This window comes from Bradyrhizobium sp. Ash2021, assembly GCF_031202265.1.
In the GTDB taxonomy this organism is placed as follows: Bacteria; Pseudomonadota; Alphaproteobacteria; order Rhizobiales; family Xanthobacteraceae; genus Bradyrhizobium.
In genome coordinates, this window is the sequence record NZ_CP100604.1 from 6594785 (window position 1) to 6610793 (window position 16009).

The 16009-nt window shown below is 64.3% G+C and carries 15 protein-coding genes and 1 pseudogene; 5 read left to right on the forward strand and 11 right to left on the reverse strand.

Features of this window, described 5'->3' with window-relative positions:
* Positions 1-83: 83 nt before the first annotated feature.
* Positions 84-1316 carry an IS701 family transposase gene (locus NL528_RS31890; RefSeq protein WP_309176838.1) on the reverse strand — a complete coding sequence of 411 codons (1233 nt, stop codon included), beginning with the start codon at positions 1314-1316 and terminating at the stop codon, positions 84-86.
* Positions 1317-1383: 67 nt separating this feature from the next.
* Here NL528_RS31890 and NL528_RS31895 point away from each other — a divergent pair.
* Positions 1384-1743, forward strand: a pseudogene (locus NL528_RS31895) (autotransporter outer membrane beta-barrel domain-containing protein); the annotation flags it as partial.
* Between the two features lie 68 nt (positions 1744-1811).
* Here NL528_RS31895 and gspM read toward each other — a convergent pair.
* The 9 genes from gspM to NL528_RS31940 are packed head-to-tail and all read right to left on the reverse strand — an operon-like array spanning position 1812 to position 9302.
* A complete protein-coding gene (gene gspM, locus NL528_RS31900; protein ID WP_309178347.1) occupies positions 1812-2402 on the reverse strand; it encodes a type II secretion system protein GspM in 591 nt (196 codons plus the stop codon).
* Positions 2399-3454, reverse strand: a complete 1056-nt coding sequence (locus NL528_RS31905; protein ID WP_309178348.1) for a PilN domain-containing protein — start codon at positions 3452-3454, stop codon at positions 2399-2401. Before NL528_RS31905 ends, gspM begins: the two co-directional genes overlap by 4 nt.
* Positions 3451-4356 (reverse strand): type II secretion system protein GspK, encoded by a 906-nt coding sequence (locus NL528_RS31910; RefSeq protein ID WP_309178350.1) that lies wholly within the window; start codon positions 4354-4356, stop codon positions 3451-3453. Before NL528_RS31910 ends, NL528_RS31905 begins: the two co-directional genes overlap by 4 nt.
* Positions 4357-4385: 29 nt before the next feature.
* The gene (locus NL528_RS31915; protein ID WP_309178351.1) at positions 4386-5090 is read right to left on the reverse strand and encodes a hypothetical protein; all 705 of its coding nucleotides are present in this window, start codon (positions 5088-5090) and stop codon (positions 4386-4388) included.
* On the reverse strand, positions 5087-5488 hold the full coding sequence (locus NL528_RS31920; RefSeq protein WP_309178352.1) for a prepilin-type N-terminal cleavage/methylation domain-containing protein: 402 nt from the start codon (positions 5486-5488) through the stop codon (positions 5087-5089). The genes NL528_RS31915 and NL528_RS31920 overlap by 4 nt, the downstream gene beginning before the upstream one ends.
* Positions 5466-5960, reverse strand: coding sequence for a prepilin-type N-terminal cleavage/methylation domain-containing protein (locus NL528_RS31925; RefSeq protein ID WP_309178353.1), 495 nt, complete (start codon positions 5958-5960; stop codon positions 5466-5468). The genes NL528_RS31920 and NL528_RS31925 overlap by 23 nt, the downstream gene beginning before the upstream one ends.
* Positions 5923-6375, reverse strand: coding sequence for a type II secretion system major pseudopilin GspG (gene gspG, locus NL528_RS31930; protein ID WP_309178354.1), 453 nt, complete (start codon positions 6373-6375; stop codon positions 5923-5925). Before gspG ends, NL528_RS31925 begins: the two co-directional genes overlap by 38 nt.
* A gap of 19 nt (positions 6376-6394) precedes the next feature.
* On the reverse strand, positions 6395-7609 hold the full coding sequence (locus tag NL528_RS31935) for a type II secretion system F family protein (protein ID WP_309178355.1): 1215 nt from the start codon (positions 7607-7609) through the stop codon (positions 6395-6397).
* Between the two features lie 4 nt (positions 7610-7613).
* A complete protein-coding gene (locus tag NL528_RS31940) occupies positions 7614-9302 on the reverse strand; it encodes an ATPase, T2SS/T4P/T4SS family (protein ID WP_309178356.1) in 1689 nt (562 codons plus the stop codon).
* A gap of 187 nt (positions 9303-9489) precedes the next feature.
* On the opposite strand from NL528_RS31940, the gene gspD reads away from it, so the two are divergent.
* The 3 genes from gspD to NL528_RS31955 all read left to right on the forward strand — a co-directional run bounded on the left by gspD (position 9490) and on the right by NL528_RS31955 (position 13375).
* On the forward strand, positions 9490-11868 hold the full coding sequence (gspD, locus tag NL528_RS31945; protein WP_375144083.1) for a type II secretion system secretin GspD: 2379 nt from the start codon (positions 9490-9492) through the stop codon (positions 11866-11868).
* A gap of 62 nt (positions 11869-11930) precedes the next feature.
* Entirely contained in the window at positions 11931-12491 is a 561-nt protein-coding gene (locus NL528_RS31950; RefSeq protein ID WP_309178358.1) for an A24 family peptidase, read from the forward strand.
* A 206-nt stretch (positions 12492-12697) separates the two neighbouring features.
* Positions 12698-13375, forward strand: coding sequence for a hypothetical protein (locus NL528_RS31955; protein ID WP_309178359.1), 678 nt, complete (start codon positions 12698-12700; stop codon positions 13373-13375).
* Positions 13376-13612: 237 nt separating this feature from the next.
* Here NL528_RS31955 and NL528_RS31960 read toward each other — a convergent pair whose 3' ends face one another.
* On the reverse strand, positions 13613-13990 hold the full coding sequence (locus tag NL528_RS31960; RefSeq protein WP_309178360.1) for a tetratricopeptide repeat protein: 378 nt from the start codon (positions 13988-13990) through the stop codon (positions 13613-13615).
* Between the two features lie 415 nt (positions 13991-14405).
* On the opposite strand from NL528_RS31960, the gene NL528_RS31965 reads away from it, so the two are divergent.
* The gene (locus NL528_RS31965) at positions 14406-15599 is read left to right on the forward strand and encodes a CoA transferase (protein WP_309185095.1); all 1194 of its coding nucleotides are present in this window, start codon (positions 14406-14408) and stop codon (positions 15597-15599) included.
* The last annotated feature ends 410 nt before the right edge of the window (positions 15600-16009 follow it).

Here is a 16009-nt window from a genome sequence, read left to right on the forward strand (position 1 = left end):
CCATGCGATGATGTGTGCGGGTTGTATCCGCTTTCGCGCGAGCCTGACGGCAATGCGTCGGACTTCCTGGATCGACCATCGGATCAACGACGGCGTGGCTGTGGTTTGACCCTTGCCGTGGTTCGGCGTTTGGTTTTTTTTGGCGCCGGCGGATTGGCGCGATGGCGGATCACCGCCATCATGGCGAAGGCGAGCATCGCCATGGAAACGTGGCGATGCCAGCCGTGCCAGGATCTGCTCTCGTTGTGGTCGAGCCCGAACTCGTTCTTGGCGGTCTCGAAACTGTCCTCGATTGCCCACCGATGGCCTTCGACCCCCACCAGTGTTTCGATCGATGTTGCCGCTGGGCACCAGGTGGTGAAGAAGGCGAGATCGCCATCGGCGATACGACGACGGATCAGCAGACCGCGTGTCCAAAGGCCCGGATTTTCGTCGTTTGGTTCTCCGGCCAGGTCGGCCAATTCGAGATAGCACCAATCATGCAGCCGCGGTCCTTTGGTTCCGGCCCCTGCTGACAGGCGTTTCCAGTCGGACGCACGCCGCGTCAGGGCGATGTCGGCAGCCGTGCCGGCGACCGATCGACGCTTGCCCCAGGATCGAAATACATGCGCGCTGCTGACCCCCAGGACATAGCCTTTGCCTGCGCGACGCAGTTGCTGTTCAATGTCACCGACACCGTAGACCGTATCGCCTGCAACCCACTTGAACGGGACAGGCGCGGCTATGGCGCGTGCGATCATTCTCGTCGCAAGCTTTGGTTTGGTCGCAAAGCCGGTATCGGGGGGCACGTATGCGGCTTTCAGTCGATCTGGATCGTCGGTCCATTCCTTCGGAAGATACAGCGCGCGGTCGATGAAAGCATGACCGTGGCACGAAACGTAGGCCGCGAAGACGCCGATCTGGCAGTTCGTGATCTTGCCCGCCGAACCAGTGTACTGACGCGCCACGCCGCACGACGCTTTGCCCTGTTTGAGAAAGCCGGTCTCATCGATCACGAGGACCGCGTCATCGTCCGCCAAATGCTCGATGACATAATCGCGGACGATATCGCGCAAGGCATCCGCATCCCAATCCCTGCGACCCAGGATCGCCTGTTGCCGCCATGGACCAGGATCGCCTGCGGCCTCAGCGCGCATCCAACCAGTCTTGCGTTGCTCATCTCCAAGCAGACCTTCCAGAAACAAGCCAGCATTCTTCGCAACACGCTCTTGCCCGAACAATGGACGTATCCGCTTCTTGATCTCCCGAAGCGACGCCGCCCACAACGCAAGCGTCTCTTCAATCGACGCTGTCCGCGTCCACGATGTTCGAATCATGGTTGCCCATGGATTCAGAAAACCTCACAAAAGGCAACTGTATTGCTATGCCGAACAGGCAGTGATCGGCAGCCCGCTGTTCGCGCTGAACTACGCCGCCCAGACCACGACCGCGACCCGCACCGAACTCGGCCTGCGCACCGACAAATCGTTTGCGATGCAGGATGCGATGCTGACGCTGCGCGGCCGCGCCGCATGGGCGCACGATTACAACCCCGACCGCGCAGTCACGGCACTGTTCCAGTCGTTGCCGGGTGCGACCTTCGTCGTCAACGGCGCGCGCGGCAATCCGGATGCGGCGCTGGTCAGCGCCGGCGCCGAAATGAAGTGGCTGAACGGCTTCTCGCTGGCGGCGACCTTCGAGGGCGAGTTCTCCGGCAATGTCACCAGCTATGCCGGCAAGGGCGTCGCCAAATACAGCTGGTAGGCCTGATCCCGCCGGCAGCGCTGATCGCCGACTGCGTCGGAAGACGGCGGGGGCAATTCGACCGTTGCCTATTTGCCTGCCTGCCATTGCCCGGAAACGCCGAGCACCACCCTGATCCGCCCCGCGCCGCCTTCATTGGCCGTCGTCGTTTGCGGCACCTGCACATCGAGTTGATCCACGAACAGGAAGGGCATGCCGACCTCGAGGTCGTAGAGCAGCTTTTGCAGCGCCGGCTGCTCCATCTCGCAACTGACGACGAGGCCGACGAAACCGTCCTTGGCCTGCGTGCCCAGCACATCGACCTGCGAGGACTGGATGGTGCCGCCGACATTGCTGACGGCGGTGGCGACCCGCTGCAGCAGCGCAGCGCCCGCGACCGTCACCGTCGGTCCCTCCAGGAATGGCGTGCCGGGATGCTCGGCCGAGGATGATAACGCGCCGTGCGCCTTGCGGCCGCGCAACTGGTCGAGCAGATCGGAGGTCTGCGCCAGCGCCCGCTGGTGATCGAGGATGTTCGCAATCGCAAGCCCAGCGGTCGCCAGCAGGCCGCAGGTGACGGCCAGATAGAGCACGACCGCGATCAGCGGCGAATGCGTCAGCGTGCGCGTGACGATGTTACCCGAACTCAAATTGGCGTCGCTTATGTTGCCTGGACTCATGGCGCCACCGTATTCTTCGGTTCGACCCGCGCCTCGATATGGAAGCGCTCGCCGGGATCGGACGGCGCGCGCGTCGTCGGCGCATAGAAGGTGGCGCGGGCGAAATGCGGCGATTGCTCGATCAGCGGGATCAGCGACGGCGCGTCGCGGGTGATGCCGGATATCTGCAGCTTGTTGGCGGCCAGGTGCAATTCGGTGACGTAGGTATGGTCGGGCAGAACCTGGCTCAGCGCCTCGAGCACGATGACGCTCGCCGGCGTCTCGTATTTGCGCCGCTCCAGGGCCGCGACCGGCGACCGATCGCCGCCATCGGCGCCGGCGCGAATCGCCGCGCGCCGCGCCGAAATCTGCCGCGCCAGCTCATCCTCCTGGGCCCCGAGATTATCGGCCACATAGGCCGCCACCGAGACCGAAACCAGCGCCGCCGCCGCGACCGCACCGAGCCCGATCAGCAGCGCACGGCTAAGATGCGCCGCATCGAGATGGCCGCGGGCCTTTTGCTCGAACACCTTGACCCGCCCCGCATCGCGTTCGCTGACATCGGTGCAGACCGCGATGGAAGCGGGATGAAAACCCGACACCGCCTGCACATAGGACATCGCGACCTTGCGCGTGGTGGCGGCGATCATGGTGGTGATGCTCTCGGCGCCGCTTGCCGCAGGCGCGCTGCAGCCGAACACCGCCTCGCTGGCGCTCCACGGCGTCAGGCGGTCGATCTGCGCGCGCACGATGCCTTCGAGGAAATCCGCCGCGCGCGCCGGCAATTCGAGCGGACGCAACAGGAATCGTTTGGGCTGCAGCACGATCTCGACCCGGCTTCCCCTGAACAGCGGCGCCAGATTGGGGGCGGACAGGGTTCCGTCGCTGAACCCGATCCGTGCGGGAATGTTTTCGGCCTTGCCCGCCGCCTCCACGGCAAATCCGCCGTCGTCGCCCTCGACCAGCCGGACCACGCGCGGCGAGACGATGCGGTCGAGCCCGGCGATAAGCGCGGCCGCCACGCTGCCAGTCCATGCGCCCAAGGCCGCGCCGATCGGCTGGAACAGGTTCATCTCGATGAGGCCCTTTGCGCTGTTGTGCTGCCGTCGGAGGCATTGCGCCACGACAATACACGATAAGGCTCGTCGCCGCCTTCGAGAAGCAGGATCACGATTTCGGCCCCGCTGCGCCGTCCGTCCGGCAGTTCGACGTCGACCGCGATCCGATAGGCCCGGGAGCCCGAAAGTGTCGCGCCCTGGCCGCCGACCATCCCGATCAGGGATTGCGGGTCGATCGTGGGATCGCTGCGTTGCGTCAGCACGGATTGCAGATTCTCCGGTGTCATGTTCGGGAGCGCCGCCAGCACCTGCGGCGCGGCATCGAGGACATTGATCGTCGCCAGATTGCTGAACACCGTCACGAACGGAAGCATGCGCTCGATGATGGCGGGTGGAATGCCGCGCACGAGCCACAGTTCCTCGGACGACGGGAACGGCGCGTGGCGCGGGATATAAGGCGCTCCCGAGGTCCGATAGAACGAGTTTTCGGGGTCGTCGTCGCCGAGTTCGGTCGGGGCGCGCCAGGCGAGGATACGATCGGCATAGCCGGGCGCGTCCGACGGACTGGCGCCAAGCCCGATCATCAGTCCGGAGAGCAGGCCCTTCGGCGCGGCGTTGAGGTCGACGCGCGCGGCCTCGGAGCGGAAGGTCACAAACACGCGGCCCTGACCGACCCGGGCGTTAAACGTGCCGCTGGTCGGACGGAGGCCTTCCTTGACGGTCATCAGCTGATAAGCGGCAAGCTCGACCCCGGCTGTCACCAGTGCCTCGGCCTGGATCCGGTCGGTGCTCCCGGCCACTACCACCGCGGTGTTGGTGACATAGACCAGATAAATCAGTACCAGAGCCGACAGCGCTGCGAGAATCCACAGCACGGCGACGACGATGAAGCCACGCGCGCCCGCTTTCGACGTCAAACCCAATTGCATCCCGGCCGGCACAGCTCTCAGAGCTGCTCCTCTTTTTTGTCCGCATCCGGCTTCTGCTTCGCCGTCAGACAGGTCGCTGGATTCTTCGCCCGCACGCATTCGGCTGGCGCATTGACGTGAACGGTAGCGGCGCGGGAGACTGCAAGCACCTGCCCGGTCGCGCTGTCGCGCACGGTGACACGGACCATATCCGGAAGCCGCGTCTTGCCGCGCCAGTCCGGCTGCCAGACCTGATCCGGCCCGGCATAGGAAAATGATACGCGAAGCGGCGCACGGATCAGAACGACCTGATCGGCAAAGCGAATTTGCGCATCCGACGGCATCGGCGTGAACGGTGCGCGCTCGCGCACCATGGCAAGACCCTGACTGTCGGCCTTCTCGATCAGCCGGATGATTTCGAGCCCGGGACGCGCATTGGGACCGACCGCGGTTCGCAGGAAGGTAACCGCCAGCTCGGACCCCTCGAACAGCGGCGTCTTGGCATCGCCGTTGACCGGGATCGTCTCCGCGACCGAGAGGTCGGCCACGATGCGATCGAGACCCATCGCCAGTCGCTCGGCGCGCTGCACGCGCGCCATGCCCCGGTTCCAGTTCGGCAGCCACTGCGCCGTCACCGTCGCCAGCGCGGCCAGGATCACCGTCATCAGCAGCGTCGCCAGCAACACTTCGACCAGCGTGAAGCCAGCCTCACCGGCCGGCGCGCGTCGCGGGATCGCGCTCATTCGGCGAGCTTCGGCACGATCCGCACCGTCACCACCTGGATGGCTGGGCCGCCTGGCGCCTGCATCCGCATGTTGACGGCCATCGGCACGAACGGGCTGGTTTGCGCACCGTCCGGCACCGCCATGTTCAGCGGCGCGACATCGATCCGCCAGCGATGGCCCGCCAGTTCGCCGGACTGGCGGCCAGGTTTCAGGAGATTGCGCGCCGGCAGCGCGGCCAGCAGCGTCTCGGCGGCTCCGGTCAGGGCCAGCCGCTGGTCGATCGAGCGCGTGCCCTTCACGGTGGTGCCGATGACCGCCCCGATCGACGACAGCACGGCCGCGATGATCGCCAGCGCCACCAGCGCCTCGATCAGCGTAAAACCCTTTTCGCCGTCAGAGCAGCTTCTGCGGGACAATATCGACGCCTCCGGTCAGCCAGTTGACGCGCACTTCAAATCCCATCCCCGGCCGTACCAGCGCGATCACGCCGCCGCACGACATCCCGGACGGAAAGAAATCGATCGATCTGCCGGCAACGCGATCCGCGCAGCGCGATGCCAGTAGCGCGTTCACGGACACGTCATTGGGCAGACGGATGACGCGGCCGGTGACGCCGGAGCGGATCGACCGCGTCTCCGCATCGACCAGGGTCGCGACCTGGATTTGCCGGCGCAACGCGGCATTGCGATCCGTCTTCAATAGCGCAGCGGTTTCGACCGCATAGCTCTCCAGCTTCGCACGCGAGGTGGCGCGCGGAATTGCGGGCAGGATGATCGCGGCAAGCAGGCCGATGATGGCGAGTACGCAAAGGATTTCGATCAATGCGAACCCTCTGTCGCCTCCGCCGCTTCTAGCGCGTGCCGCTGGCAATATCGGCTGCCGTTCCACTGCCGCCTTCCTGACCGTCGGAGCCAAGGGAAATAATCTCGTAGGGCGCGTGCTCACCCGGCGCACGGTAGACATAGCTGCGACCCCAGGGATCGTTGGGCACCACCCCGCCGCGCAAATATGGTCCGTTCCATCCAGGCGCATTGTTGCTGCGCGTCAGCGCCGCGAGGCCTTCGTTGCTGTTGGGATAGCGCCCAAGGTCCAGATAATAGAGATCGAGCGCGCTGGAGAAGCTTTCGATCTGGATTTTGGCGGCCTTCGCCTTGGACTCGCTGAGATAATTCAGCACCCGCGGTCCGACCAGCGCCATGATCAGGCCGATGATGGTGATCACCACGAGGATTTCGACCAGCGTAAAGCCGGCCTGCGACCTGCGCCGGCGTCTTGCCGCGCTGACTGTCAAATTTCGACGCACCGGTATCTCCTGAAAACCTCTAACCTACGATCTGACTGACGGACATTAACGCTGTCATGACAGACACGATCAATCCACCGACGACAATGCTGATGACGATGATTGCCGCGGGGCCTGCGATCCCGACCACGCGATCGAGCGTGCGCTGCAGCTTGGCCTCGTAGAATTCGGCCACCCGGCCCGCCAGGGCGGGCAATTGTCCGGTTTCATCGCCGAGCCGCAGCATCCGCACCGCCATCGACGGCAGCGCCTGGGTCTCGGCCAGCGCATCCGACAGTTTTGCGCCGTGGCGGACCCGATCGGCGGCGTCGGTCCAGACCTCGGATGGACCTGCGGTCGACATCATATCGACGAGGATGCGCAGCGTCGTCGTCAAATTGACGCCGCTGCCGAGCAAAAGGCCGAGATTCCGGCAGAACAGCGAGCTCCGGTAATACTTCATAACCTCGCGAATGGCGGGCAGCCGGGTCAGCGTGTTCATGAAACCGCGGCGAACGCCCTCCTGACGCAGCAGCAACCAGCTACCCGCGATGACTGCACCGAGTATCGCCAGCACGGCGTCGGAATTGGCCCGCAGGAAGGTCGAAAGGTTCAGAAAACCCAGAATAAACGGGTCCACCTTGGCGCCGAAATCCTGCAGCACGCTGGCAAATTGCGGCAGCACGAACGTGAGGAAGAACAACAGCACGCATCCGGCGGCGCCCAGCACGAACAGCGGGTAGCGGACCGCCTCGACCAGCCGCCGCTTCAGCGCCTCGGTGCGGGTCCGTTCATCGGCCAGCACTTCCAGCACCTGGTCCAGCGATCCCGAGGCCTCGCCGACGCGGATCAGCGCCACATACATTGGCGGGAACAGACCCTCGTGCCGCGACAGCGCTTCCGCAAAACTCTCGCCGGCAACGACGCGCGACCTGATATCGGCCACCACCGGCCGCAACCGGCCGAAATCGCGATCGGCGGCGAGCAGTTCTAGGCCGTCATTGATCCGCGCCCCGGCGCGCAGCAACAGCGCCATGTCGCGCGTGAAAATCGTGATGTCCTCGGCCTTGGGCTTGTTGAACAGGCTGCTGAAGGCGTTGCGTGCCGAGCCGCCCTCCTCCAGCGTGACGTTGTCGACCAGCACCAGACCGAGACGCTCGATCCGCTGCGCGACGTCGCCGGGCGCGGGTGCGGCGATCGCACCGGAGACCAGTTCGCCATTGCCGTTGAGCGCGCGGTAGCGGTAATTGGGCATCGGATCACCGCACTGTCGTGACGCGGAAAACCTCGGGGACGGTGGTCACCCCGGCGCGGCATTTGGCGACCGCGTCCGCCAGCATCGTGGTCATGCCGCCCGCCATCGCGGCGGAATCGATGGTGTGCGAGTCGGTCTGTGGCCCGACCAGCTTGCGCACGTCTTCCGACATTTCGAGGATCTCGAAAACGCCGTTGCGGCCGCGGAAACCGGTACCGCCGCAGCGCTCGCAGCCGCCCGCTTCATGAACCACCTCGCCTGCACTGAAGCCGATCACGGCGAAGCGCGGGTCGTTGTCGATATCGTGGGCGGTCAATGTGTGCGGCACCTTGCAGCGGTCGCACAGCACCCGCACCAGCCGCTGCGCGAGCACGGCCCGCAGCGTCGATTTCAGGAGAAAGCCTTCGATGCCGAGATCGATCAGCCGCGGCACGGCGGCAGCCGCGGTCTCGGTATGCAGCGTGGTCAGCACGAGATGGCCGGTGAGCGCGGCATGGATGGCGATATGGGCGGTCTCGGCGTCGCGGATCTCGCCGACCATGATGACGTCCGGGTCCTGGCGCACGAACGAGCGCATCGCGGACGCAAAGGTGAGGCCGATGGAGGGCTTGACCTGCGACTGATTGATGCCGGGGATCTCGTATTCGACGGGGTCCTCGATGGTGAGGATCTTGCGGGTCGGCTCGTTCAGGATCGACAGCATGGTCGCAAGCGTCGTGGTCTTGCCGCTGCCGGTTGGCCCCGTCACCACGATCATGCCATGCGGCAGCGCCAGCAACCGCGTCATGATCTGCTCGTCCCGGGTGAAGAGGCCGAGCTTGCCCATTTCGAGCAGGCCGCGGTCGCGCGGCAGGAGACGAATGACGGCACTCTCGCCGGCCTGCGTCGGCATGGTGGCGACGCGCACGTCGAGCTCGGCGCGGCTGACGCGCACCCGCGCAGCGCCGTCCTGCGGCAAGCGGCGCTCGGCAATGTTGAGGCCGGCCAGAATCTTGACGCGCGAGATCAGCGCCTGCGGCGGGATGCCCGACGGCGACGGCATCGCCCGCAGCAGCCCGTCGACGCGCATCCGCACCACGAGCCCGGTGCGGAACGGCTCGATGTGGATGTCGCTGGCGCGCAGCTCGACCGCGCGCTCCAGGAGATCGTTGAGCGCGCGCACCACGGGAGCGCCGCTGGCCAGATCGCGCAGGCTCTCGATGTCGTCGTCGGATTGCTGGCTCGCTCCCCTCGCCCCCTCTTCCGCCGCCGCACCATCGGCCTCGATGCGCTGGTCGAGTACGGTGGTGATGTCCTCGAACGAGCCCACCGCGACCTCGACCGGCTCACCGAATACGATTTCGGCGGCGCGGATGGCCGCGGTGTCGGAAGGATCGGCGACCGCCAGACGATAACTTCCATTCGGCGCCCGCACCGGGAAGATCGTGGACTCGCGCAGGAAGCGGCGGGAAAATCCGTCGAGGCAGGGCGTCGATGCCAGGAGTTGCGGCAGGCTCAACCGCACCACGCCCCAATAATCCGAAACCTCGTCGGCAAATTCGGCCGCCGAAAGGTCGGTCGCTTCCCACAGCTCGCGCAGCGGGCGCGTCAGGGTTGAATTCACAGGATTTTCGACGCGCGCCCGCGCCCGCGCCGGCAACGAATATTTTTCCAGGATGTGCTGCCGGAAGGTCTCTGCGGACAGGTCTCGCATCGAATTCCCACCGCTAACCTTGTTACTGGAATACAACAGCTCTTGCGTGCAGCAAGACGGCCTTTGCCCTTGACTTATTTAGTAGCAAAAACATAATCGTGGCGCAAACAATTGAACGCCCGGACCATGGGGGATCGGGCGTATTTTTTCAGTACAGCACAGCGTTGGTAGGCGTATCTTGATCAAAGTGGTCCATCCGCTTTCGCGCCTGCGTTCAGGACTGGCTGGAACGCTCGTTCTATTTTTGTCCGCTTTCGCGCTAACCGCGTGCATCGTGACCGCCGATCAGTCGATCGAGAGCAATCCCAAAGACCCGCGCGCCCAGGACGTCGGCGAAAGGATCCAGTCCATCGATCTGCTGCCGCGCCAGACCGCGGATAGCGAAGCCACCGGCCTCCGGCAGCCGAGCGGATCGCGCCCGGCGATCTACCTTAGCGACGGCTCGACACCGCAAGGCGCGGCCCTGACGGAGCGCGATGGCGCCGGCGGAAGTGGCAACGGCTACGATCTCAATTTCGAAAACGCGCCGGTCGCCACGGTGGCGAAGGTCATCCTTGGCGACGTGTTGAACGTCGGCTACAGCATCGACCCACGCGTGCAGGGAACCGTGACGCTGGCCTCGGTTCGCCCGGTGGCGAAAGCTGACGCGCTGTACGTGCTGGAAAACGCACTCAAGATGTCCGGCGTGGCGCTGGCGCGCGATCGCAACGGATACCGGCTGCTGCCGTCGGCGGAAGCCGGACCCGGCGGCCTCGACCGCACCGCCTCCGCCGAAGCCGGCCAGGGCATCAGCGTGGTTCCGCTGCGCTATGTTTCGGCGCAGACGGTGTTCAAGCTGCTCGATGCCTTCGGTGTGAAAGCTGCCACCGTTCGCCCGGACAACGGACGCAATACCCTGATGATCACCGGTAGCGGCTCCGACCGGGCGGCGGCGATTGACACCATCCTGAGCTTCGACGCCGACTGGATGAAGGGACAATCGGTCGGCATTTTCCCGGTGCGCAACTCGACCCCGGAGCCGCTGATTTCCGAACTCGAGAAGATCATGGATTCGGGCGACGGCGGCCTCACCCAGAACATGGTCAAGTTCCAGCCGATCGGCCGGCTCAATTCCATCATGGTGGTGAGCCAGAAGTCCGAATATCTCAAGCGCGCCGGCACCTGGATCGCGCGGCTCGACAAATCCGATACCGAAGCCGCCAACATGAAGTCCTACCCCTTGCGCTACGGGAATTCGAAAACTGTGGTGGCGCTGCTCAACGAAATGCTGATCGGCCGCGGTGGCGGCGGCGGGAGCCTCGACAGTGCCGCGAGCCAGATTTCGCCCGGTGCCGGCCTTTCGTTGTCCTCCTCCGGCAACAATCCAGTCGCCTCGCTGAGCGCATTGCCGACCGCGGGTGCCGGCGCTCCCGTGCCCATCACCGGAGGTCCGGGGTTGTCGCTGGGCGCGCGTCCGGCTCCCGCTCAAGCTCAAGGTCAAGCTCAAACTTCGAGTCTGGATTCCCTGTCCGGCAACGGGTCGGGCTCCGGCGCGAAGTCGGTCGGCAGCGGCGGCTATCTCCAGAACGTCCGGATCACGGCTGACGTCACCAACAATGCGATTCTCGTCTACGCCAACAGCGAATCGCAACGCATCGTGGAACAGACGATCCAGCAGATCGACCGGCCGCAGCGCCAGATCGCGATCGAGGCCACGATCGCCGAGATCACGTTGAACGATCAACTGAACTACGGCGTGCAGTATTTCCTGGCGAGCCAGAAAGGCTCGATCTCCAGCACGATTCCCGGCGTCACCACTACCGGTACCGGTACCACGACCACCGGTGGTACCACGACCACGGCGATCGAGCCCGCCAGCAACGCCGTCAACGCCGCCGCCGGTGCGCTGCTGGGGCGTGTGCTTCCCGGATTCAATCTCTTGGTCGGCGCGGAGAATTCGCCGCGCGTCATTCTCGACGCGCTGCATAACATCACCAATGTCAAGGTGCTGTCCAACCCGTCGCTGGTCGTACTCGACAATCAGGCCGCGACCTTGCAGGTCGGCGACCAGGTGCCGTTCTCGACCGGCACCGCGACCGTGCTGACCGCGAACAACACCGTGGTCAACACCATCGACTACAAGAACACCGGCATCATCCTTCGCGTGCTGCCGCGCGCCAACGCCAACGGCAACGTCGTGCTCGACATCGAGCAGGAGATCTCCAGCGTGGCGGCGGGAAGCGCGGGATCGCTGACGCCGACGATTTCGCAGCGGCGCGTCAAGAGCTCGATCGCGGTGACGAGCGGCCAGACCGTGCTGCTGGCGGGCCTGATCAGCGAGACCGAAAACAGGCAACGGCAAGGCATTCCGGTGCTGGATTCCATTCCCGGCCTCGGCGACGCATTTTCGCATCAGACCAACTCGCGGGCGCGGACCGAGTTGATCCTGTTCATCCGTCCGACGGTGATCAGGGACCCCATCGATGCCCATGTCATCGCCGAGGAAATGCGCAGCAAGATGAACAACCGCCTGGTCGGCACCAGCAATCCCGTGGTCGTGGTCGATCCGCCGCGCGCCACGCGCTAGCGCGCCGTCGCGACAGCGGTGCGGGCTTTGGGAATGCATTATCCGCAAGCCGGTCTGATCGCGTGATCGTCCAATCGACAGGCCGGCAAGCCCTTCTCGGCCTGATGCTGCTGGCGGTGGTTGGGGTCAGCCTTACCGCGGCGCCCGGACTCGACGGCGTGCTGGGCGCGTTCCTGGGCGCGCTGATGCTGGCAATCGCGGCCAGCGACTTCCGCCGCTACATCATTCCCAACGAACTGACGGGCGCAGCATTGGCGCTGGCGCTATTCCGCGCCGGGGCGGCCGGACCGGAGGCGGGTTGGGAGGCGCTGATCTGGGCCGCCGGGAGGGGGCTGGCCATCGCGCTGCCTTTCCTGGCCCTGATGACCGGTTACCGATGGTGGCGCGGCCGCGACGGGCTCGGGCTCGGCGATATCAAGCTCGCCGCCGTCGCCGGCGCGTGGCTCAACTTCGTAACGGTCTTTGCAGTGGTCGAGCTCGCGACCCTGTCGGCGCTCGGCGCCTACTTCGTGAGCGGCTATCTCAGGAAGCGTCCGCTCAAGGCAACGGCGCGGCTTCCATTCGGGCTGTTCCTCGCACCGGCGATCTGGATCGGCTGGCTGGTCGAGGCGATGTTAAGATAACGAGCCTGTCTTGCTTTTGGCGGCCGGCCGCGGCTGACGCCTGAACCCAAGCCTGCCCCGCATCCAGCTGTTAAAGCTCAGGTAGCAGCAAGAAATTCTTACTATCCATGATTGTTTGACGATGGATGGTCTTCGCCTAACATTATCGGTCTAGGCATCAGGTCATTATTGCTAAGTTTATTTTCTGCGTCGTACGGGGGTTCGTCGTGTTAGATCATTTTAGTCGCCGCGCCTTCATTGGCGCGTCGGTGGTCGCCGTAGGGACTTTACGTTATTCGGTTTCAGCGATCGCGGCACCTCAGTGTGTCAGCGGTTCGCTGCCGGGCTTCTTGCCAAATCGGCTGACCGTCGACTGCGCCTCACGGATGAACTTCCGGCTGTTCCGGCAGAACCCTACCGATCTCGGGCTCGCTGGCGTCGTCAGCATGACCTTCGTTCGCGGGAATCAAGGGTCTTACAGCGCGGGGAATCTGTTCCTGTTTCCCTGGTTGAAGGCCAAAGGACGCGCCCGGAAGATCGTCTGGCCGAGCGTCGCACCGACGGACGCGACGCAATTTTTCCAGGCCAGCCCGATGCCGAACAATTATCTGCCGGTGGGCGATTATTTCTGTCAGTTCGTGCTCAAGGCGCCGGTGTCGAATTTCATCGGCTTTGAGCTGGACGCCGCACCGTTTGAACAGGGGCGTGCGAAATTGCCGTGGGTCACCAACGTCAATAAACTCGCGGACGGCAAACCGGTGGGTATCAATTGGACGAGCTCCAATCTCAACCGCCCCTGGTTTGGCGGCAACAGTTGCATCCCCAATACCGATACCTGCAACGGCATCGCCTGGCGCAGGGTCATCGTCGATGGCCTGAATCAGGCATCCGTGGGCGCCTGCTGAGCCGCGCATCGTCAGGAAGGTGTTTCCTGCCGGCGTGAAAGAGAAGATTCCTGAGGTTCAAATCGGCCGGGATCGCTATTGTGTCAATGTGGGTGCGCCGCCCGGGAAGAAATGCACCCAGAAAATCCTCAAACACCGCCTATAACAGCTGACGAAACGCGCGAGCGATAGCGGGTGCTCGGCGTGAATTGCGACGAACAGCCATAGCTTCGCGCCGAGGCGCCGCTGAACCGGTCATCAGCGTTCGCGAATCGGCGCCCACTCCAGCGCCCGCAGGCGTGCCCGCGCGACCTCGCCGCGCGTCATCTTGGTGGTCACGGCATCGCGAATCCGCGCGCGGGCTTCCCGCGCCCTGCGCGGGGCGCCCGCGGTCGACAGATTGAGCCATTTGCTGGCTTCGACGATATCGCGCGGCACCCCCTGCCCCCTGTCGTAGAGCAGGCCGAGTGAATATTGCGCGAGGCTGTCGCCCTGCTCCGCGGCGCGGCGGTACCACATCGCCGCTTCGGTGAAGTTCTGCGGAACCCCGCGGCCGGTTTGGAACAGGAAACCGAGATAGGCTTGGGCCGACGGCTGGCCCTGCTCGGCCAGCGGAATGAAGATCTGCGACGCCAACGAGTAGTCCTGACGATTGAACGCGGAAATGCCCTGCCGGAGGGAATGGGCTTGCGCTAGATCGCGGCTCGAAGACAGCATTACAAAGGTAGCTGCGACGACGCAAAGCGTCCGGATCAACCAACCGGAGGCAAAACGGCATCCCCGCCCGGCTCCCGGTTTCAAGTCGGAGGTCATGTCTTGGCCATTGCTCACGCTGATCTTGTCCGTCTCGCCACTCACTGGGGCCACAGTATAGCTGCGGGCTGAAAAAATCTACCGGCCGCACGCCAAGATGCGGCTTCGCCTACCCTGTCTGCATCGAAAATTCGCGCGCCTTCCATCTTGCAGGACAGTGGTCATCGCCGACAAGCCGGGATAAACGTCTTACCCGCGTTAACCTCTTTGCGTTGTCGGAGTTTTCCCCAACATGCCCATGCCCTTTCCACGCGCCTCGCAAGCCCTGTCCCGCTTCACCGTGCTCGATCTTACTCGTGTCCGCTCCGGACCCACCTGCGTGCGCCAGCTCGCGGATTGGGGCGCCAATGTCATCAAGATCGATGCGCTGCTGGAGGACGCCGCCGGCGAGCAGCCGGGCGGGCCGCGCCAGGGATCGGATTTCCAGAATTTGCACCGTAACAAACGCGCGATGACGCTGAATTTGAAGGACCCGAAGGGCCTGGAAGTGTTCAAGCGCCTCGCCGAACAGGCCGACGTGGTGGTCGAGAATTTCCGCCCCGACGTCAAGGCAAAGCTTGGGATCGACTATGACAGCCTGCGCCAGATCAATCCGCGCATCGTCTATGGCAGCATCTCGGGGTTCGGACAGGATGGCCCCTATCACAAGCGGCCGGGCTTCGATCAGATTGCCCAAGGCATGGGCGGGCTGATGTCGGTCACCGGCGCGCCGGGCGAAGGGCCGATGCGGGTCGGCATTCCCGTGGCCGACCTCACTGCCGGACTGTTTTGCGCCATCGGCATTCTCACCGCGCTATTGGAACGCGACGTCTCCGGCGAAGGCCAGTGGGTGCAAACCTCGCTGCTGCAGGCCCAGATCTTCATGCTGGATTTCCAAGCCTCGCGCTGGCTGATGGAAAAAGAGGTGGCAAAACAGGCCGGCAACAACCACCCGACCTCGATCCCGACCGGCGTCTTCAAGACCTCCGACGGCTACATCAACATTGCCACCACCGGTGGGCGGATCTGGGAGCGCTGCGCGCAGGCGATCGGCGCACCTGAACTCCTCACCAATCCCGATTACGCCACCGCGCCCGCGCGTTCGAAGAACCGCGACGCGCTGAATGCGGCGATCGGCAAGCTCACCGCGAAGAAATCTACCGAAACATGGGTGAACGAACTCAATGCCGCCGGTGTGCCCTGCGGGCCAATCTACTCCATCGATCAGATGTTCGAGGACGCACAGGTCAAGCACCTCGGCATCGCGCAGCATGTACCGAATGACGAGAACCGGCACATTCAACTGGTGGGCCAGCCGCTGACGCTGTCGCGCACGCCGAGCAAGATGGCCGCGCGCCCGCCGGAATTCGGCGAGCAGACCGAAGAAGTGCTGGCCGAATTCGGCTTCAGCAAGGACGAGATCGCGGGCTTGAGGCAGCGCAAGGTGGTGTGAGCGTTACGCCTTCACTTGCCGCAGCAGACGCGTGAAATCGCGAGAACGAAAACCCGGTAACCGGCACCTATGCCGAGGTCGTTGTTCCCGAGGTGCTCGCGGCCGTGATCGAGTCTTGCGACAAATATCGGTCAAATCCGCAACTTGGCTTGGGTGGCTTCGTATCTAACGGCAAGATCGCGACGGTCGGGCTCGAAGCGGCCTGCCCTACTCCAAGCCCTCTTGGCGCCACGCGCGAAGGTCTTCCCGTCTTCGCTGGTACATCTCGCGGCCTCGACCATGATGAGGCTTGAACGTGAAAAGGCTCCCATGAAGGCCGCCCGCACGTGGCCTTGCTGCAGCGGCGGCTGAGACGGGTCCGAGGTGACGGCCACACGGGCTGAGCACATGGCCTCGAAACAGTGCCATGT